Consider the following 19,094-nt stretch of genomic DNA (forward strand, 5'->3'; position numbering starts at 1 on the left):
GCCGAGAAGCAAGCCCAGCAGGTGGCGCAGCATAAAGCCGAGGCCGAGAAACAGGCGAAGCTCGCAGCCGAGCGTGGCCAACAGCTGCAGCAAGCGACTCAGGCGCAACAGCAAGCGCAGGCCAAGGTCGAGGAACTGACCAAGACCCTGCAGCAGACGACGGAGGCCAAGAATCAGGCTGAGGTCAAGCGCGACGAGCTTGCCAAGGCAGTGGAGCAAGGTGCACAGGCCAAGAGTCAGGCCGATGCTAAAGCCAACGATCTTGCCAAAGCGCTTGAGGCGGCCAAAGCAGAGTCGAAACAGCAGGCTGAATTAGCCTCGCAGCACAAAGCCGAGGCTGAGAAGCAAGCCCAGCAGACGGCGCAACATAAAGCCGAGGCCGAGAAGCAAGCCCAGCAGACGGCGCAACATAAAGCCGAGGCCGAGAAACAGGCGAAGCTCGCAGCCGAGCGTGGCCAACAACTGCAGCAAGCGACCCAGGCGCAACAGCAAGCGCAGGCCAAGGTCGAGGAACTGACCAAGACCCTACCACAGACGACGCAGGCCAAGAATCAAGCCGAGGCCAAGCGCGACGAGCTTGCCAAGGTAGTGGAGCAAGATGCACAGGCCAAGAATCAGGCCGAGGCTAAAGCCAACGATCTTGCCAAAGCGCTTGAGGCGGCCAAAGCAGAGTCGAAACAGCAGGCTGAATTAGCCGCGCAGCACAAAGCCGAAGCCGAGAAGCAAGCCCAGCAGGTGGCGCAGCATAAAGCCGAGGCCGAGAAACAGGCGAAGCTCGCAGCCGAGCGTGGCCAACAGCTGCAGCAAGCGACTCAGGCGCAACAGCAAGCGCAGGCCAAGGTCGAGGAACTGACCAAGACCCTGCAGCAGACGACGCAGGCCAAGAATCAGGCTGAGGTCAAGCGCGACGAGCTTGCCAAGGCAGTGGAGCAAGGTGCACAGGCCAAGAGTCAGGTCGAGTCTAAAACCAATGATCTTGCCAAAGCGCTTGAGGGGGCCAAAGCAGAGTCCAAACAGCAGGCGGAATCAGTCGCGCAACAAAAAGCCGAGGCTGAGAAGCTAGCCCAGCAGGCCGCGCAACATAAAGCCGAGGCCGAGAGGCAAGCCCAGCAGGCCGCGCAACATAAAGCCGAGGCCGAGAAGCAAGCCCAGCAGACGGCGCAACATAAAGCCGAGGCCGAGAAACAGGCGAAGCTCGCGGCCGAGCGTGGCCAACAACTGCAGCAAGCGACCCAGGCGCAACAGCAAGCGCAGGCCAAGGTCGAGGAACTGACCAAGATCCTACAGCAGACGACGCAGGCCAAGAATCAGGCTGAGGTCAAGCGCGACGAGCTTGCCAAGGCAGTGGAGCAAGGTACGCAGGCCAAGCATCAAGTCGAGGCTAAAGCCAACGAACTTGCCAAAGCGCTTGAGGGGGCCAAGGCAGAGTCCAAACAGCAGGCTGAATCAGCCGCGCAGCACAAAGCCGAGGCCGAGAAGCAAGCCCAGCAGGCGGCGCAGCACAAAGCCGAGGCCGAGAAGCAAGCCCAGCAGGCGGCGCAACAAAAAGCTGAGGCCGAGAAACAAGCGAAGCTCGCCACCGACCGAGCGCAACAGCTCAAGGCCCATGAAGAAGCGCTAGCTGAACTCCAGCGCGACAACGCCATTGCCTTGCGCCTGCAATCCCTGCGCGAAACCGATCTCAAAGACCTCCAGCAGCGCCATGCCGAAGTCGTTGAGCAAAAGAACAAACAAGCGGCGTTACTCAAACAGCTTACCGAGCGCTTAACCCTGGCCTCGCGTTACCTGCATCAACTGGAGCATCAACCAGCCAATGGTGGCAGGGCGCAGACTGATGATCTGAAGCTTGCAGCATCGGCCGCGGCTTCAACTGAGCCACGGGCGGCGCCCTCAACATCAAGGCCCGCTCAAGCAACCCGGCGTTGGTGGCCTTTCGGGAAGTGACGATGACCCAACGCATCTCGGAAAACAGTCGCTTTCACGAAGCCATTGATGATGCGCTTGAGCTGCTTCACGACTATGCGGATCAGGCCACCGGCGACGATCAGGACCTTGCGCTACCGCTGCCAAGTCTGCTTGAGCAATGTCAGCAGTTACTTGCCGAGGCCGGGGTCCATGAGCCACCACCGGTGCGTACGCTGCATCATCTGGCCTGCACCGGCGGCACCCTGATCAGCCGCTGTCTCGCCGCGCAACCCAATAGCTGGGTGCTCAGCGAGGTCGATCCCCTGAGCCCCTTTGTGCCGGGTGGTTTTTTGCCGACCGATCTGATTGGCCTCAGTCGATTCAGCTCGCGTCCTGCCAGTATCGAGACGCAAGCGGAACTCTTTTGCGCTGGTTTACGCGTACTCTATGAGCAGGCGATCCATCAGGGGCAGCAATTGATCCTGCGCGATCACAGCCATGGCCAATTCAATTTCGGTGAGGCGGTTGTTGAGCGGCCGACGCTGCGGGAGCTTGTCAGCCGGAATTATCCGGTGTTGTCCGTGATCAGCGTGCGGCATCCGCTGGATTCTTATCTCAGCCTGCAAGAGACCGGCTGGGTGCAGCATTTCAGCCCGCCTACGCTGGCAGAATATGCACGACGCTATCTCAGCTTCCTCGATGCCTATGACGATTGCGAGTTCATTCGCTACGAAGATTTTGTCGCGAGCCCGGACACCGAGATGGCGCGTCTGTGTAGCCTGTTTGGGCTGAGTTTTGACCCTGATTTCCAACAGACCTTTTCCGCCATCCATTTATCCGGCGATAGCGGCCGACGTGGTGATGTGATTCGTCCACGACCAAGGCGGGCTTACGCGCCTTCGCTGGTGCAAGAAGCCAAGGACGCAGAACCCTTTATGACGTTGTTGGACCGCCTTGATTACGCCTTCGATTTGGACTGATTCATTTCTTGGCTTTCTTGGCTGGCGCCTGCGCCTGCACAGCAGGCCGCGCAAGCTGTCGATACAGTGCAGCGAGCTGCTGCCCCAGCGGCTGAGCAGCAAATAGCTGCTGAAAGCGCGCATGCGCGGCGCTGCCAAAGGCCTCCGCGCGTGTTGGGTCTGTGGTCAGCGAGAGCATCGCCGCTCGCAATCCTTGCGGATCATTCGGCTGTACCACAAGCCCGGTCTCATTGTGTTGGTTGACGAAGCTGGTGCCGGTCCCGAGTTCGGTGCAGATCAATGGGCGCTTGAGCATTGCGCCCTCGAGTAGGGTGATGCCAAAGGCCTCGGAGCGTGCATTGGATGGAAACACAATGCCGCGGCAGTTGCGGATCAATGCAACCTTTTCCGCGTCGGAGACGATGCCCGCAAACTGGATGTTGGACGGGGCGGCTTGGTGGGCGAGTTGTTGTAGGCGCGCGCGTTCAGGACCATCGCCGGCGATCACCACCTTAAGCGAGGTGCCCGCGGCGGCTTGGATCAGTGTATCCAGCCCTTTGTAGTAGCGGAGCACGCCAACAAACAGAAAGTAACCATGGCCAAAGCGCGCCTCGATCGCCTCGCGTTGCCGCGGCGATGGCCGCGGATAGGCGGTTGGGTCTAAGCCGAGCGGTATGATCTCAAGCTTCGCTCGATAGTGCTGCAGAACCTGACTGGACTCGGCATAGGCGGGTGAGGTGGCGATGATGCGGTCCGCCTGGCTTAGAAAATGCCACATCAAGGGCCGATAGAACCGCAGCCAGAGTTGCTGCCTGACAATATCTGAGTGATAGGTGATGATGCGCGGCTTGTCGACCTTGCCAAACAAGTCGAGCACATCGGCAAAGGGCCAGGGAAAATGGTAGTGCACGATGTCTGCCCAGCGCACCAACGCGCGAAAGGGGCCAAGCGCGGAGAGCGAAAACCCGGACGAGGTGATCTCTAGGTGTTGGTTGGCACGATAGACCAGGCCCTCTGGCCGGCGGATGATGCGCGGCTCGGCCCTTGGGCTGAGGGTGAAGATGCGGTGGCGAATGCCATGCGGGTGCGTTGCCAGACAGGCTTGGCGGATCGCTTCTTGCAGACCGCCTTGGGGGTCGGGGAAATAGGTGCGATAGACCTGCAAGACCCGCAGCGGGCGCTGGCCGTCGTTGGGCAGCTGCTGTGTATCCTGCTGCTGCGTCTGCGGGGCATGCGGCTGCTGCGGCTGTTCTGACGCCAGCGGCTCAATGGGCTCAGGCATCGACCACCTCAGCAAGAGCGTCGCGCATTCTGGCAGTGAATCGGGCCTTGCTAAACTGCTGCGCGCGCTGCTCACAGGCCGTGCGCATCTGTAGGGCGCGTTGTGGGCTGAGTGAGCGGACGCTGGCGATGAGCTTCGCCACATTCAGCGGTGGCTGAATCAAGTAGCCGGTCTCGCCGTCCTTGAGCGTTTCCAGTAGCCCGCCTTCGGCGACGCCGATCACTGGCTTGCCAGCCGCCATCGATTCGACCGGTGACATGCCAAAGTCCTCGTCCTTGGCGATGTAGAGGGTGCCGATGCACTGGCCGACCAGCTGGCTTAACGCGCCTGCCTCGAGCCAGCCGGTAAAGCGGATATTCGGCGCATCCTTGGCCAAGCGTTGCAGGCGTTGCTGCTCAGAGCCGCCAGAGGCCACGACCAGTTGGAGATCCGGCAACTGGCGAAAGGCCTCCACGAGCAGGTCAACCCGCTTATAGGGTTCCAAGCGCGCGGTTGAGAGATAATAGCTCTGTTGTCCCTGCCAGCGGTGACGGCTGAGATCGCAAGGTGGATGAATCACGCGCGCATCTAGGCCGAGATAGCGTTGCAGCCGACGGCGAATGTTCTCGGAATTGGCGATGATCAGATCCATCCTATTGAGCGCCTTCTGGTAGCGATGACGCATGCCAGCGGCAGCGAGACTCAAGGCGGGGCGCGCCGCGCGCGGCAGCCGGGAGGTGTAGTCTTGTTGCAGATCGTAGGCGAATCGCGGCACCGTGTGGCAGTAGTACAGATTGTATCCCCGTGGCCGTTGATGTACGGCCTCTACCGCCACCGAGCCACTGAACAACGCCCAATCATAGCGAGCAAGGGCGCTTGTGCGAAAGCGAAAGCCGAGTAGACCGAGCAAGGTCCGGCCACCCGGAAAGCGTGCTGGTAACTTGAGGTCATGCAGCCGTATCCCTTGCAGCCGCTGGTCTGAGAACCAGTGCTGATCCCGATAGCCCACCCAGAGGTCAGCGTCGGGAAAGCCCTCGAGTAGGTCGAGCGTCAGCTGTTCAGCGCCACCCTGGCAGTGAAGAAAGTCGTAGAGGATGGCGCCCCGGCTAATGCTTGCAAGTGGCGGCGGCTGGGTCGCAAGCACTGGCTCGCTCAATCAGTCGTGGACTTGGCCGCGTGCGTTTGATCGCCTACGGTCGCCGGCGCGGGGGTGACGAGAAATACCAGGTTGCCAAGCTCGTCTGCGGCGCGGTCGGTGTGTGCATCCCAACAGCCCGAATAGTAAAAGGCGATGACCTTGCCGCCCGCTTGTTCGAGGAAGCGCAACAGCTCGGCGGCGCCAAACTCGCAGTGATGATGATGTCGATCCCAATTACCATCGGCCGCTGGATAGATCTGCTGCGGATTCTCCAGCGCCAGCCATTGCTCGCGTAGTTCGGCGCGGAACAGGTTAGGGGTGGTGAGGTAGAGAAAGCCATCGGGCTTCAGTAGTTTGAGCAAGGCGCTCATCAGCTCGACCGGATTCACCACGAGATGCTCCAAGACCTCAGCAAACACGATCAGGTCGTAGCTTTGAGCGGCTGGGCGCTGAGGATCGTCATGAGCTGCGCTCAGCAGTGGTGGCTGCTCGAGGTCAAGGGCGAAGTAAGCATCGCAACCGAGGCGCTCAAACCCGACCTGTTCGGTGAAGCCGATGTAATCGGCTGGAGTTGGCCGGTCCGAGAGATGTAAAGTGAGGTTAGGGATCAGCGGTTTGTAAAAGGCGGAGAATTCCGATGCGCCAAACTCGAGCAGGGTTGGCCGCGGCCGATCCGCGAGCAAGGTGGTCACCGCCTTGAACAGTTCGCGAAAGCGTGTCTTATGTTGCGGCAGATAGTCGCGCTGGCCGATGATCAGCTCGGCCTCATCGGCAAGCTTGGCTTGGTAAGCGGCCTCGAACCTGGACTCGTCGAAATCTGCGCCGGCTTGGATGGCGCGAGTCATGGGTGCTTGCATCAGCGTTTCCAACGCCGCATGTTCCCGGCCCTTTTGGGCGTGACGTTGCTGCAGCAACTGCGCCAAGAGGTCCGAGGCATGGTGGATTTCCGCCACGAGTGCGGGCGGAAAGCGGTCAAGCTCATCGGCCCGTGGCGCGCGGCCAAACAGCAGTTCAAAGGCGGCTTTGATCGCTAGCGCCTGTGCGTTTGCCTGCTGAGGCGTTGATGCCGATGCTTGGGCCGCGTTTACAGGCGCTGGCTCGGCAGTCGTGATCGGTGTCGTATGCATTCACTCATTATAGCGTTTGCATGGAGTCCCAGCAGGCCGCTTCGTGGAGTCTGAGCGTCGTTTCTCCGCAAAAAGTCGGGCACAAGATCATCCGTGCCCTGTGCGTTCGTCGAGAGCGGTGTTAATCCGGGCAAGTGAGCGCCAACACCCGCTGGGCATGCCCCTTGGGCACCACGTCATAGAGCGCATGCTGGATGATGCCATCGCGGCCGATAATGAAGGTGGTGCGCAGGATGCCGAGACGGCGCTGGCCGTTCTTCTCTTTCTCACGCAGCACGCCATAGGCCTGGCAGACCTCGCCATCCGTGTCCGCTAGTAGGCGCATGGTGAGGCCGTATTTGTCTCGAAATGCGCCATGACTGGCGCAGGTGTCGCGGCTGATGCCGACGATGGTCGCGCCGCAGGCCTCGAACTCGGGCTGCAGGTCGGTGAACTCGAGCGCTTCCATGGTGCAGCCGGGGGTGTCGTCCTTGGGGTAGAAGCAGAGGATGAGGGTGTTGTCTCGCAGTAGGTCGGCGCTATTGACGCGCGCCATGTCCGCGTCGGGCAATGAGAATTCTGGGGCTTGGTCACCCGCTTGCAACATGTTGCTCTCCTCTGGCGGACACCTCTTTGGGGCGTCTTATGTTGATCGTGATGGGCGGTGCGTGTCGCCTGAGGCGAGTTGCCCGATTCGGGTTGCACCTCGGTGCCGAATCTAGGGGGCTGAACCCTGACCGTCAACTGTGGATATCAGCTGGCTCAGTGCACCAGCTCGGTATCATCGCCAGCACGCGCTGCTGGCAGCCGGATACTCGCGATCAGGCCGCCGCCGTCGCGGTCGTTGAGCGCGATCTCCATCGCGTTGGCGACGGCGAGCTGGCGGGCAACGGCGAGGCCGAGTCCGGAGCCGCCAGTGTTGCGGTTGCGTGAGCGTTCGAGACGATAGAACGGCCGGAAGACGGCCTCGCGCTCGGCCTCGGGGATACCGGGGCCGCGGTCGAGCACGAACAGCGCTGGCGTCTCGTGGCGGCAGTCGAGCCGGACCTCGACCGTGCCGCTGCTGTAGCGCAGCGCGTTTTCGATCAGGTTACCGAGGATGCGCCGCAGGGCGAGGGCGTTGACGGAGTGGATGCAGCGTCCAAGCGGGCGCCAGAGGATGCGTGGTCGATGCCCGACGACCTCGCTGACGAGCTTGGCGAGGTCTTCCGGGTCGCGGGCACCGGCGCCGAGCGTGCCGCCGAGTTCGACGGCCTGGCCGATCTGTGCGCTCATCTCCTCGATGTCGCGACGCATCCGCGCCTTGAGCGCTGCATCGGTGCTGTCCGGCAGCATCTCCAGCGCGAGCCGAAGGCGGGTGAGTGGTGTGCGTAGATCATGCGAGATGCCTGACAGCAGCACGGTTCGGTCCGCAAGCAGCTCTCTGACCTGTTGGCTGGTCTCGTTAAACTGGCGCGCCAGGTTGGCGAGTTCTCGCGGTCCGGTCTCCTCGAGGGGCTCGGGTGAGCGGCCTTTGGCAACCTCCTCGGCGGCCTGCGACAGCCGGGTCAGTGGCGCGGTGACGCGTCGTGCCAGGATTGCGGCGGTGAGCACGACCAAGAGCACCGCCAGCGCGCAGATGACGACCACGCCGATCATCGGTCGGGTGCCGATGCGGTCGCGCGGGATGCCGGCCCAGACCCTGCCAGACGAGGTCTCGAGATCGATCCAGAACCAGCGGCGTCCATCGATGAGGTTGCTCTGCATGCGCACGGGCCGCTCGAGCCGCTGGCTGAGGGCCTGGCTCAGCCGCACCACGTAGGGGTAGAAATAATCGTCGAGGTTCTGGGGCGGTTCTGCGCCGCTGAGCAATCGCACTTGGTACTCGTCGAGGAGCTTCGCCTGATAATCCTCCTGAGCCTGGGCGGGGAGAAGCGCCAAGGTGCGCGCGGAGAGTTCCATGAAGGCGGCGAGGTCAGCGGTGGATCGCTGCACCACCGGATAGAGCACGTAGTACATCACCGTGCCGAAGGTGATGAGTGCGAAGCTGCCGAAGCTGAGCACGAGGGTCAGCAGCACCCGGGCGAAGAGTGAGCTGGGCCACAGGGGCATGCGTTGGGTGCCTCAGACTTCGCCCGTCGGCGTAAAGATGTAGCCGCGACCCCAGACGGTGCGGATGAAACAGGGCGTCTTCTTGTCTGGCTCGATCTTGGCGCGCAGTCGCGCAACCTGCACGTCGACGCTGCGGTCGAATGGATTGCGCTCATAACCCTTGAGCAGATCCAGCAGTCGGTCGCGATCGAGCACCCGATTCGGATGCTCGGCGAAGATGCGCAAAAGATCGAACTCGCTGCCGGTGAGTGAGACACTTTCTCCATCGCGCGTCAGTCGCCGGCTTGCCGGGTCGAGCCGATACGGACCGAAGCTGATCTGTCCGGCCAGGCTCGCATCGACTGGGTTATGCGAGGGCCTGCGTAAGACGGCGCGGATTCGCGCCAGTAGCTCGCGCGGGTTGAACGGCTTCGCCAGATAATCGTCAGCGCCGACCTCCAAACCAACGATCCGATCGACCTCATCGCCGCGGGCGGACAGCATGATAATCGGCACTTGGGTCTGCTGGCGCAGCCTGCGCGCGAGCGTTAGACCGTCGTCACCGGGCAACATGAGATCGAGGATGATGATGTCCGGCTCGGTCTCGCTAAGCCATTCGAACATTGCCACGCCATCCGCGACGCCGCTGACCTTGAAGCCCTCGCGTTGCAGGTAGTTCTCGAGCAATTCACGCAGCGAGGCGTCGTCGTCGACCACGAGCACCTGCGTCTTCGCATTTACATCGTCGCTGTTCATGAGCGGTTCCGGGCGTCTGCGTGGCTGGCGTCGTTGTTACAAACTGTTACAGCATCAGTATATGCTGAAATACCCTGGTTGTTGACTGCGGCGATACTGACAACAACGGATGGAGTCTATGGTGCCGACTCCGCCTTGTCTCTCTTCGATGCGCGAAACGGAGGTAGTTGTTATGTGTTTCGATGCGTTAACGGTCGGTGGTCTGATGCTTGCCGTGCTCAGCGGGGGCTTCTTAGTTGGTCTGGTCTCACATAACGATCGCAGGTCGGCTAAGGCCGACTCTGAATCAAATCGTCATACCGCAACCATGAGCCCGAGCGACTCCTAGAGTTGCTTCTAGCGTCGCCTCGCTGCGAGCTAGCGCCTCTCTGACAAGGGTTGTCTGCAGCCAGCCGGGTCGTCAGTCACTGTTCAACGGTTTCTGGGCAGCAAGCCTCTTTGGCCGCCTCGACGGATACACACCCCGTCGCTGCGGCCGTTTTTTTGCCCGCTCAGGTGGCAGTGCCATGAGATCGCGATGGCCAACCTGAATCTGGAGCTTGCCGGTCTTGATCTGCATCTGTCGAGCCCGTTGCCACTCCAGCAGCCAAGCCCGTGCGGACGGATCGAGTTCCAGAGTCGCTTCAACCCAGCCAGCGATCAGGGCCTGCTGCAGTTCCGGCTCGTCCGGGCCGATCCGCCAATCGCTCTTCGCGCTCCGCCATCGGTAACCCGCAGCGGCCACCATGGATTCTGCGGCATCGGGCGCGGTTGGACCTAATGCCGGGCCGAAACCTTTATCGCCGCGCTGGTGTTGGTTGACCCGTTCGTTGACTGCTTGATCCTCGGGCCTGGCCGGCGTTAACGTCGATCGTCCATCGTAGCTTAGCGCAAACAGAAGGGCACAACCCGCGCTTTGGCAGTGGCTGATCAGGGCACTGAGCCAGGCTTCGGAGACGAGATCGAGCAACGCGGATGCGGTCACGAGGCTACCAACGGCCAAGGTGAGCGGAAATGGCGGCGATTGCGGACTTGAGTGCTGTGCCGTTGTCGAGATCGGCGCCAACGCAAGATCGCGCTGTTCCGTCTGTGCTTGGCCGTTCCAGCCTGGCCCGGCAAAGCGCAGTCGAGCGGTCGCCAGTTCGACTTGGATCGGATCATCATGGCGATCCGCCCAGGCGGCGGTGGCGTGTGGCAGTTGCGCCAGCAAGCGCGGATTCTGATCGATACAGCGCCAGCGCTGCCCGCTGCCCAGTCGTGGGGCAAGATAGCGGAGATTGGCGCCGGTGCCCGCGCCGAGATCCAGGATCTCGGTGAAGCGGCGCTCGGGATCATGCCAGGTGCTGGCTGCAGCCAGCATGAGGGCGTCTGGCAGCTGGCTGGCCCGGGCGCGGGCATCGGCCGCTTCGCGGAGCCTTAGCCAGTCGGCGCTGAAGTCAGCGGCTTTGAATTCAGGCATTTTAAAGTCAGTCAGACACTCTCGAGTCAGATACGGTCGAGTAATTCCGCCCAGCGTTGGGCTTGGCTTGGCCAGTTCGGTCGTTGCGCGCTTGCGCGCTCGGCGCCTGCTGCGAGTTGTGCGCGTTCGCTGGGATTGCTGAGTAGTCGGCGCAGGGCGGCTGCGAGTGCGGTGCTCGATCCAGGCTCGACCAACAGGCCGGCGGTGTTCGGCACCGTATCGGCGACGGCCCCGGCGTCGCAGCCGAGGATCGGGAGCCCGTGTGCTAAGGCCTCGCTGAAGGCCATTCCGTAGCCTTCGAACAGGCTTGGCAGCACGAACAGGTCTGCTTGCTGATAGGCTGCCTCGAGCCTGCTGTCATTCACCACGCCGCTCAACAGAACGCGCTCGCCGAGCCCTAGCGCCTGGATTTGAGACTGGATATTCAGCGCGGTGGCGCGATCCTGCTCGAGGCTGCCGATGATCGTCAGTCTCCAGTCAAGGTCGCGCAGCGTCGCCAGGGCTTCGATCAAGAACCGATGACCCTTGCGCGGGATCAAGGCTCCGACGCAGAGGAGTTGCAGAGGCTCGCGCCCGGCGCGGTCGGCGATCGGCGCGGGATCAGTGCCGGGCTCGATGACGGTGATCTGCGCGGCATCGAGACCCATGGCTTGCAGGCGGCGAGCAGTCGCATTGCTGGTGACGACCAGCGAGTGCATCATCGCCAGGGCTGCGGATTCGGATGTCCGCAAGGCGCGGCTCCACTCGATGCTGAGCCCGGTCTCATCGGCGAGAGGATGATGCACCAGCCCGATCAGTCGCAAGCGCGCTTGCTCTTGCTCGACGAGTTCAGGTATCACCCCGAGTGCGAGTCCGTCGATCAACACCCGTTCGTTGTCGGCAATGGCCTGCAGCTTGGCCGCGGCATCGGCGCGAGCCGTGGCGTTCGGTGCGGGAAAACTGGCATCGAGGGCGATCGGATCGACCTGCCAGCCCAGCGCACGCAACCCAGCGATGATCTGCCGGTCATAGCGGTAGCCGCCGGTGGGGGCGGCGAGGTTGCCCGGAATGAGAAAGTGTAGCCGTCGATGCGGGATGGGCCAGCTCTCCAGGTGTGTCGCGGTTCAGCCCTTGCCAAGCCAGGGGGGCAGCAGGGTGGTCGGTTCAGCGGTGTTGCCAATCAAGGCCATCGATCATAGCCATCGATCATAGCAGTCCGTGATGTCGCCGGCCTCGGTCTTGCCGCGGGAGCTTGACGTTGGACAACGCGCCGATGAAGGTGACATGGTTGAATCGTTGGTTAACCTGCGGATTGGGCAGTTCGAGGCTTGGTATGAAACGCAAAACGCTGATCGCCCTTGCGGCGCTGATCCCGCTGGTGCTGATCGCCATTGCGCTGATCTCACTGCCGGAGCCTGATTTCGAGGTGGTCGCCAAGGGCGACGGCTTCGAGCTGCGCCGCTATGCGCCATTCAATGTTGCCCAGGTCCAGGTGTCGGCCGATTTTGACCAGGCGAGTTCGCGCGCCTTCGAGCCTTTGGTGAACTACATCCAAGGGGGCAACAGCGGTGGCCGCAACCTGCCAATGATGGCGCCAGTGAATCAACAGCCGCTCACCGAGGCGTCTGAGACTGATTGGCTGGTGCAGTTCGTGATGCCGAAGGAGTATCCGATGTCTTATCTGCCAGCACCGGCCGATGAGCGTGTCTCGTTACATCGGCTGCCGCCGCGGCTGATGGCGGCTAAGCGCTATCGCGGCGGTTGGGGCGAGGACCGCTACCGCGAGCGCGAAGCCGATCTGCTGGCAGCGATTGACGCGTCTGGGCGATCAGTGATCGGCGCGCCGATCTTCGCGCGTTACAATGCCCCCTTCGTGCCAGGTCTCCTGCGCCGCAACGAGGTGCTGGTTGAGGTTGCCGATCCCGCGATGTCCGCGAGCGCAACGGATTGAGTCATCGGTATTGACTCCACAGCATCCATCCGTTGCCAAACAGGCGTTTCGCGATCAGGGGCGCGAGCGCGTCGCCGATCCTGCAGAGGTCGATCCGTCGTCCTTCATCCTTCATCCTTCATCCTTCATCCTTCATCAGTCATCCCTCACAACATCCGCCATCAACAGTTAGGTGAATCCCATGTCCGCAGTCACGGGAGCCCGTCTCGATTCCGGCTTTAGCCAACAGACATCGGCCAATGACGCACCGATGCGTCAGCAGGTCATGCTGCCTGAGGCCCTGGATGCGACGCGCGACAGCTTCGCAACCTCGCACTTGAAAGAGATCAGTTATTACGTCGGCGGGCCGGAAGACGGCCGTCCATTAGTGCTGTTGCACAGCATCAACGCGGCCCCAAGCGCGTTCGAGATGAAGCCACTGTACGATCACTACCGGGCGACTCGGCGCGTCTATGTGCCGGAGTTGCCCGGCTTCGGTTTCTCTGATCGCAGTGATCGGCAATACTCGCCGGAACTCTATGCCAACGCGATCGTGGCCTTTCTCACCAATGTGGTGCAAGCGCCAGCCGACGTGATCGCCTTTTCGTTGAGCAGCGAATTTGCCGCCCGTGCCGCGCTGAGCGCGAGTGAGCGCTTTCTCAGCCTGGCCCTGCTCTCGCCAACCGGCTTCAGTGCACGCAGGTTGCCATCCGGCAGGGTTGGACGCGCGATGCACAGCGTCTTCACCCTGCCTGGCCTCGGCCAAGGGTTGTACCAGTTGCTGACCAAACGCCCGAGCATCCGCTACTTCCTGCAGCGCAGCTATGTTGGCACGCCGCCGGAGGCGATGGTCGATTACGCCTATGCCACCTCGCATCAGCCAGGTGCGCGGCATGCGCCGTACTATTTCTTGGCTGGTCAATTGTTTACCCGGCAGGCGACGGAGACGCTCTACGCCAAGCTGCAATTGCCGGTGTTGGTGCTTTATGACCGCGATGCCAACGTTGGTTTTGAGTTGCTGGCGGATCTGGTCGCCAGCCACAGCAATTGGAAGGCGGTGCGCATCGTGCCCACGCTCGGTATCCCGCAATGGGAGCGGACCGCTGACTGCAGTGCGGCGTTGGATGCCTTCTGGGCCGAGCAGGGATGAAACCGCAGCAGGCCGCTGGCATTGTTTGCCAGCGGCCGCTGTGCTGGCAGACTTGGAAGGCCCTCAGGTGCGCGCTCCCCTGCAAGTGCTCGATCAACTCAAGGCCGCCCTGATGGAGGGCGTTGCCGCGTTGCCGCTCGACCAGGATCAGGGGCTGGTGTCGCTGCTGCTGGCGTTGCCGCGCGTGCCGACCTCGCTGCCACAGCTAGCCGGCCCGCACTTTCAGTTCCGCCATGTGCATCGCGATGAGCTGCGGGCGGGCTATGGCTGCGCCGCTGAGTGGAGCGCTGAGGGGGCCGATCGACTACAGCGGCTTGCGGCGGCCGGTCGTGCGCTGCGCCCGCACTGGGATCGCGCTGATCCCGATGAGACCGGCCTTGATGCCTTCGCGATGTTCGGCTTCGCGGCAACGGGTGACGCGAGGCCGATGATCGAGGACCATCTGCCGAACGCGCTGTTCTGGGTGCCTGAGGTGGGCGTTCGCGCCCGCCAGGGCGAGGCGGTTCTCGTGCTCTCGGCCGCGCGGCCGACGACCGCCGAGGGGCTGATCCAGCGTTGGGGCGAGGCGCTCGAGCGGTTGGTGCCGGGGCTCTATCGGCCAGTTGATGGCCCCCTCACCGCGGCGCGCCTGCAGCGCGACTTTGCTGAGCCGGACCAGGCCGGCTGGGCAGCATTGGTCGATCAGGCGCTGCACGAAATCAAAAGTGGCAGCCTGCAGAAGGTGGTGCTGTCGCGCCGTTTGGATGTGGCTGGCCCCCGCTGTTTCGATGTCGATCGGCTACTGGGTGCGCTGAGTTGCCTGTTTCCATCGTGCCAGGTGGTTCAGCTGCGTCGTAATGGTTCCAGTTTCGTCGCCGCGACGCCGGAACGGTTGCTCAGTCAGCAAGGCCGGCAGATCGAGGTCGATGCGATTGCCGGTACCGCGGGGCGGGATGCCGACAGTACCGCCGATACGGCGCTGGGGCTTGCCCTGCGGGCCTCGGACAAGAACCTGCGTGAACATCAATTCGTCATTGATGCCATTCGCGAAGCGCTTGGTCCTTGTAGCACCGATATCGAGACACCAGCCGAGCCCCAGCTCATGCAGCTTAGCAACGCACAACATCTGTGGAGCCCGATCCGTGCCTACGCCGACGAGGCCGTCGATGTCTTCCATCTCGCAGAGCAGTTACACCCGACCCCGGCCACCAATGGCCAGCCCAGACATACCGCGCGAGGTTGGCTGCAGCATGGCGAGCCGTTCGATCGCGGTTGGTACACCGGAGCCGCTGGGACCCTGGAGCCCGATCTCAGCGGCGAGCTTTGGGTGCTGCTGCGTTGCGCGCGTATCTGCGGCCACCGTGCCGAGCTCTACGCCGGCGCCGGTATCGTCACGGGTTCTGATCCGGCCACCGAGTGGGACGAAACCGAGGCCAAGCTCGGCGCTATGCTCAGCGCACTGCAGTTCGCGTGAGTACCGCTGACGATATTGGCGGCGGCGATATCGGCTGCCTCAACCTGCGCTGGTCGCTGGCGCTGCTGGAGGGGATGATGTCGGCCGGTCTGCGCGATCTCGTGCTCTCGCCTGGCGCGCGCTCGACGCCCTTGCTGATTGCGGGACAGCAACTCGAGGCGACCGGTTGTTTGCAATTAACGCCGATTCTGGATGAGCGCAGCGCAGCGTTTTTTGCGCTGGGGATGGCGCGCGCGCAATTACGTCCGGTCGCGCTGCTCGCAACCTCCGGCAGCGCCCCGGCGCACTGGTACCCGGCTGTGATCGAAGCCGCTGAGGTCGGCTTGCCGCTGCTGCTGCTGTCCGCCGATCGGCCGCCTCGGTTACGAGGCTGGGGTGCGAACCAGACCATCGACCAGACGCGCTTGTTCGGTGCCTTCGTGCGTGAATTCCACGACCCTGGCCTGCCGCAGGCAACAGCGGCGGCGCTCAAGGCGCAGCGGGCGTTGGGTCGCCGCGTGGCGCTGGTCAGCAGCGGTCAGCGTGCCGGGCCGGTTCATCTCAATCTGCCCTTCGACGAGCCTTTGGTGCCGGGTCCAGACTGTGCCGCGGCTGCAGTCCTTGAAGGCGCGGCGCCACAGGTGCATTCGATGAACATGGGGTCGGTTGCTGCTGCATCGGTTGGCAATGCGGCTGAGCCCATGGCGTCTCGGCTCGGGGTTGAGCTCAGGAGCTGGCCAGCCGGCCGCGGCCTGATCCTGTGCGGCCCTGGTTCAGAGCTGCGTACGCCGGTGAGTCGTGCTGCGCGGCCGAGTCTGGCGTCGAGTCTTTGGCGTTGTGCCGAGGCCTTAGCCTTGCCGGTGCTGGTTGATCCGCTCTCAGGGTTTCGCGCCAGCGCGCGGGCAGCGATCGCTGAGACTCAAATCAGTGCCTACGACAGCTTCTTGCGTCACCCCAAGCTCGCCCGAGTCCTGCGCCCGGACTGGGTACTGCGCATCGGGAGGGCGCCGATCTCAAAGCAGCTCGGCCAATGGTTAGAGGGCGTGCCCGCGATCTTGGTCTCCGAGACAGGCGTTTGGTCCGATCCCAGTCATGATGCGTTGCTGCGGCTTGAGTTCCCGGCTGCGGCGGTCTGCGATGCCCTGCGCGTGCAAGGACAGGTCAAACCCTGCCCTGATTGGCTGGCGCGCTGGCGTGCAGCCGAGCAGATGACCTGGTGGCTCGTTGCTGCGAGCCTCGTGCCAGCGAGTCCTTGTGCCGAACTGGCCTCCTCAGCAACGGAGACAGCAACGGATCTGCGTCTGCGACCCAGCCCAACAGGTCGGGAGGCTAGAGTCGACGAGCGCGAGGCGGGCCTGCTGCGGACGCTGCCTTGGAACGAGGCCCAGGTGATCACTGCGCTCAGGGCGGTGATCCCCGACGGCGAGGCCCTGTTCTGCGCCAACTCGATGCCGATCCGTCAGCTGGATACCTGGTGGCGTACCAGTAGCGCGCGCGTCACGCTGATCGGCAATCGCGGCGCGAGCGGCATCGACGGTTATCTATCGACCCTGGCCGGCATCAATCAGGCCGGCCTAGCTTGCTGGGGGCTGGTGGGTGATCTCTCATTTTGCCACGATCTCAGTGGGCTGCTGTTGGCGGCCCGACTCGACCGGCCGCTGCTGGTGCTGAATAATGGTGGCGGGCATATCTTCGACTATCTGCCGCAGCGTGGGCTCGCGGACTTCGAGCGCCTTTGGCAGACCCCGCAACGCGTCGAGCTGTCGGCCCTGGCGGCGCTCGCCGGGCTGCGCCATTGGCGCGTCGAGGATGTTGCAGGTTTGGACGCGGCACTGGCTGAGGTGGGTTTGACACCAGGTCTGATTGAGTGCGTGATCGATCCTGAGGTCAGCCGCCAAGCGCATCTCGCCTTTTGGGGGTCGATACGCATGTCTCCGTTACTGGGGCGTGATTGAGTCGCCTGCCGGCCCGACTGCGGCGTCGCGCTTATACTGCACTGCCGCAGTGCTGGCCGCGAGGTTCAGCGTTGTTCACTGCTGCTAGAACCAGTTGAGCGGCTCGACGAGCGGCTCGACGAGCGGCTAGCGCCGAGGGCTTGCCTGCATGAGTAGACCAGAGAACAGACCATGATCGAACAACACGTCGACCGCCGGCCCATTGCCTGGGAGTCCAAAACCGCGCCTGGCTATCAAGATATCCTGATGCACCAGGCCGAGGGCATCGCCAAGCTCACCATCAACCGCCCGGAGGTGCGCAATGCGTTCCGTCCGGAGACGGTGCTGGAGCTGATCGACGCCTTTCATCGCGCGCATCTGGACCCTGAGGTTGGCGTCATCATTCTCACCGGTGCCGGCGAGCTGGCGTTCTGCTCCGGTGGTGATCAGCGCATCCGCGGCGACGGTGGTTACCGTGATGCCGCCGGTACCGAGCATCTCAACGTGCTCGAGCTGCAGCGGCAGATCCGCAGCCTGCCGAAGCCGGTGGTGGCGATGGTGGCCGGCTATGCGATCGGTGGCGGTCATGTGCTGCATCTGATCTGCGATCTCAGCATCGCCGCTGAGAATGCCCGCTTCGGCCAGACTGGCCCCAAGGTCGGCAGCTTCGACGCGGGCTTCGGCGCCGGCCAGATGGCGCGCACCATTGGTCTCAAGCGCGCCAAGGAGATCTGGTTCCTGTGCCGTCAGTACGATGCCCAAGAGGCGCTGCAGATGGGGTTGGTCAACAGGGTGGTGCCCGTTGCCGAGCTGGAAGCGACCACGGTTGACTGGTGTCGGCAGATGCTGCGCCACTCACCGACGGCTCTGCGGCTGCTGAAGGCGGCCTTCAATGCCGACAGCGATGGGCTGGCCGGCATCCAAGAGCTGGCCGGCAACGCGACCGGACTCTTCTATCAAACCGCTGAGGCTCAAGAAGGCCGTGACGCCTTCCTCGAGAAGCGCGCGCCGGACTTTGGTCCATTTCGGCGGCGTCCGTAAACCGCGGGCAGCCGAAGCCCATGTTGCTCATCATGTATCCGTCATGCCTGATATGGTCCAGATGCCACCTACAGTAGAGCAGCCCGCGCCGCCCCGCTTCGGCCTGCAGTTGCAGCGTTGGATTGAGGCAGCGCGGCCTCGCACCCTGCCATTAGCGCTGTCGCCGGTCTTGGCTGGTCTGTGCTTGGCACTGGCACAAAGCGGGCGGCTGGCAGTCTTCACCGCCTTGGCGACGCTGATTGCCGCAGCTGGCATCCAGATTGGGACCAACCTGCACAACGACGCGGCTGATTTCGAGCGCGGCACCGATACCCCGGACCGGCTTGGGCCGGCACGCGCCGCGGCGCAAGGCTGGTTCAGTGCTGCTCAGGTCAAACGCGCTGCGCATCTGGTCTTCCTGTCCAGCTTCCTGCTCGGGCTGCTGCTGGTCGTGCGTGGTGGTTGGCCGATCTTCGCCCTGGGCGTCACTGCGATCGCCGCCGGTTATGCCTACACCAGCGGCCCCAAGCCGATTGCCTATGGCCCTTATGGAGAGCTGTTCGTGCTCGCCTTCTTCGGCATCGCCGCGGTTAGCGGTACTTACTATCTGCAGACACTCACGCTCTCGGTGCAGGCCATCACCCTCGGCGTCGCGCTGGGATTGCCGGCCGCAGCGGTGCTGCTGCTCAATAACTATCGTGACTTCGACACCGATCGCAGCGCCGGTCGGCGGACCCTCTGCCATCTGCTCGGCCGCCCGGCGGCGCGCGCCGTCTATGCGGTGTTGCTGGTGAGTCCGATCCCGCTGTTGATGCTGGGCGGTCTGCCGCTGCAGGGCTGGCCGCTGCTACTCGCACTGCCGCTGGCCGCGCTGCTGATCCGCAAGCTTTGGCACACCGAAGGCAGGGCGTTGAATCAACTGTTGGCCCGGACTGGCCAGTACCAGCTGGCCCTGACCTTGCTGTTGGGGTTGGGATTGCTGCTTGACGCTTGGTGGGTCTGAGCCTCAGAAGAGC

16 protein-coding genes are annotated in these 19,094 nt (G+C 63.0%); 8 read left to right on the top strand and 8 right to left on the bottom strand.

Features of this window, described 5'->3' with window-relative positions:
• On the top strand, positions 1-1,944 hold a 1,944-nt coding region (locus tag CCR96_RS04165; RefSeq protein WP_201217716.1), incomplete at its 5' end, for a hypothetical protein.
• 2 nt (positions 1,945-1,946) lie between these two features.
• Entirely contained in the window at positions 1,947-2,885 is a 939-nt protein-coding gene (locus tag CCR96_RS04170) for a sulfotransferase family protein (RefSeq protein WP_201217719.1), read from the top strand.
• A 1-nt stretch (position 2,886) separates the two neighbouring features.
• On the opposite strand, the gene CCR96_RS04175 is transcribed toward CCR96_RS04170, so the two are convergent.
• The 8 genes from CCR96_RS04175 to CCR96_RS04210 form a co-directional block, all read right to left on the bottom strand.
• A complete protein-coding gene (locus CCR96_RS04175) occupies positions 2,887-4,146 on the bottom strand; it encodes a glycosyltransferase (RefSeq protein WP_201217721.1) in 1,260 nt (419 codons plus the stop codon).
• On the bottom strand, positions 4,139-5,269 hold the full coding sequence (locus tag CCR96_RS04180; protein WP_338035805.1) for a glycosyltransferase: 1,131 nt from the start codon (positions 5,267-5,269) through the stop codon (positions 4,139-4,141). The genes CCR96_RS04175 and CCR96_RS04180 overlap by 8 nt, the downstream gene beginning before the upstream one ends.
• Positions 5,270-5,277: 8 nt before the next feature.
• Entirely contained in the window at positions 5,278-6,390 is a 1,113-nt protein-coding gene (locus tag CCR96_RS04185) for a class I SAM-dependent methyltransferase (RefSeq protein WP_201217723.1), read from the bottom strand.
• Between the two features lie 121 nt (positions 6,391-6,511).
• Positions 6,512-6,976, bottom strand: coding sequence for a peroxiredoxin (locus tag CCR96_RS04190; protein ID WP_201217725.1), 465 nt, complete (start codon positions 6,974-6,976; stop codon positions 6,512-6,514).
• 155 nt (positions 6,977-7,131) lie between these two features.
• Complete coding sequence (locus CCR96_RS04195) at positions 7,132-8,460, bottom strand: ATP-binding protein (protein ID WP_201217727.1); 1,329 nt, start codon at positions 8,458-8,460, stop codon at positions 7,132-7,134.
• Between the two features lie 12 nt (positions 8,461-8,472).
• Positions 8,473-9,195 (bottom strand): response regulator, encoded by a 723-nt coding sequence (locus CCR96_RS04200; RefSeq protein ID WP_201217730.1) that lies wholly within the window; start codon positions 9,193-9,195, stop codon positions 8,473-8,475.
• Between the two features lie 400 nt (positions 9,196-9,595).
• On the bottom strand, positions 9,596-10,633 hold the full coding sequence (locus CCR96_RS04205; RefSeq protein ID WP_201217732.1) for a class I SAM-dependent methyltransferase: 1,038 nt from the start codon (positions 10,631-10,633) through the stop codon (positions 9,596-9,598).
• A gap of 26 nt (positions 10,634-10,659) precedes the next feature.
• The gene (locus tag CCR96_RS04210) at positions 10,660-11,619 is read right to left on the bottom strand and encodes a glycosyltransferase family 4 protein (protein ID WP_201217734.1); all 960 of its coding nucleotides are present in this window, start codon (positions 11,617-11,619) and stop codon (positions 10,660-10,662) included.
• 326 nt (positions 11,620-11,945) lie between these two features.
• Here CCR96_RS04210 and CCR96_RS04215 point away from each other — a divergent pair, with 326 nt between their 5' ends.
• From CCR96_RS04215 to menA, 6 genes are all read left to right on the top strand, one after another.
• Positions 11,946-12,563, top strand: coding sequence for an SOUL family heme-binding protein (locus tag CCR96_RS04215; RefSeq protein ID WP_201217735.1), 618 nt, complete (start codon positions 11,946-11,948; stop codon positions 12,561-12,563).
• A 181-nt stretch (positions 12,564-12,744) separates the two neighbouring features.
• Entirely contained in the window at positions 12,745-13,692 is a 948-nt protein-coding gene (locus CCR96_RS04220; RefSeq protein WP_242518458.1) for an alpha/beta fold hydrolase, read from the top strand.
• Between the two features lie 67 nt (positions 13,693-13,759).
• Positions 13,760-15,145 (top strand): isochorismate synthase, encoded by a 1,386-nt coding sequence (locus CCR96_RS04225; protein WP_201217736.1) that lies wholly within the window; start codon positions 13,760-13,762, stop codon positions 15,143-15,145.
• Positions 15,142-17,079 carry a 2-succinyl-5-enolpyruvyl-6-hydroxy-3-cyclohexene-1-carboxylic-acid synthase gene (menD, locus tag CCR96_RS04230; RefSeq protein ID WP_338035806.1) on the top strand — a complete coding sequence of 646 codons (1,938 nt, stop codon included), beginning with the start codon at positions 15,142-15,144 and terminating at the stop codon, positions 17,077-17,079. The genes CCR96_RS04225 and menD overlap by 4 nt, the downstream gene beginning before the upstream one ends.
• A 171-nt stretch (positions 17,080-17,250) precedes the next feature.
• On the top strand, positions 17,251-18,099 hold the full coding sequence (gene menB / locus CCR96_RS04235; RefSeq protein WP_201217738.1) for a 1,4-dihydroxy-2-naphthoyl-CoA synthase: 849 nt from the start codon (positions 17,251-17,253) through the stop codon (positions 18,097-18,099).
• Between the two features lie 61 nt (positions 18,100-18,160).
• Complete coding sequence (gene menA, locus CCR96_RS04240; RefSeq protein ID WP_242518460.1) at positions 18,161-19,081, top strand: 1,4-dihydroxy-2-naphthoate octaprenyltransferase; 921 nt, start codon at positions 18,161-18,163, stop codon at positions 19,079-19,081.
• The last annotated feature ends 13 nt before the right edge of the window (positions 19,082-19,094 follow it).

Origin of the sequence: Halochromatium roseum (assembly GCF_016653315.1) — a bacterium.
GTDB classification, from domain to species: Bacteria; Pseudomonadota; Gammaproteobacteria; order Chromatiales; family Chromatiaceae; genus Lamprobacter; species Lamprobacter roseus.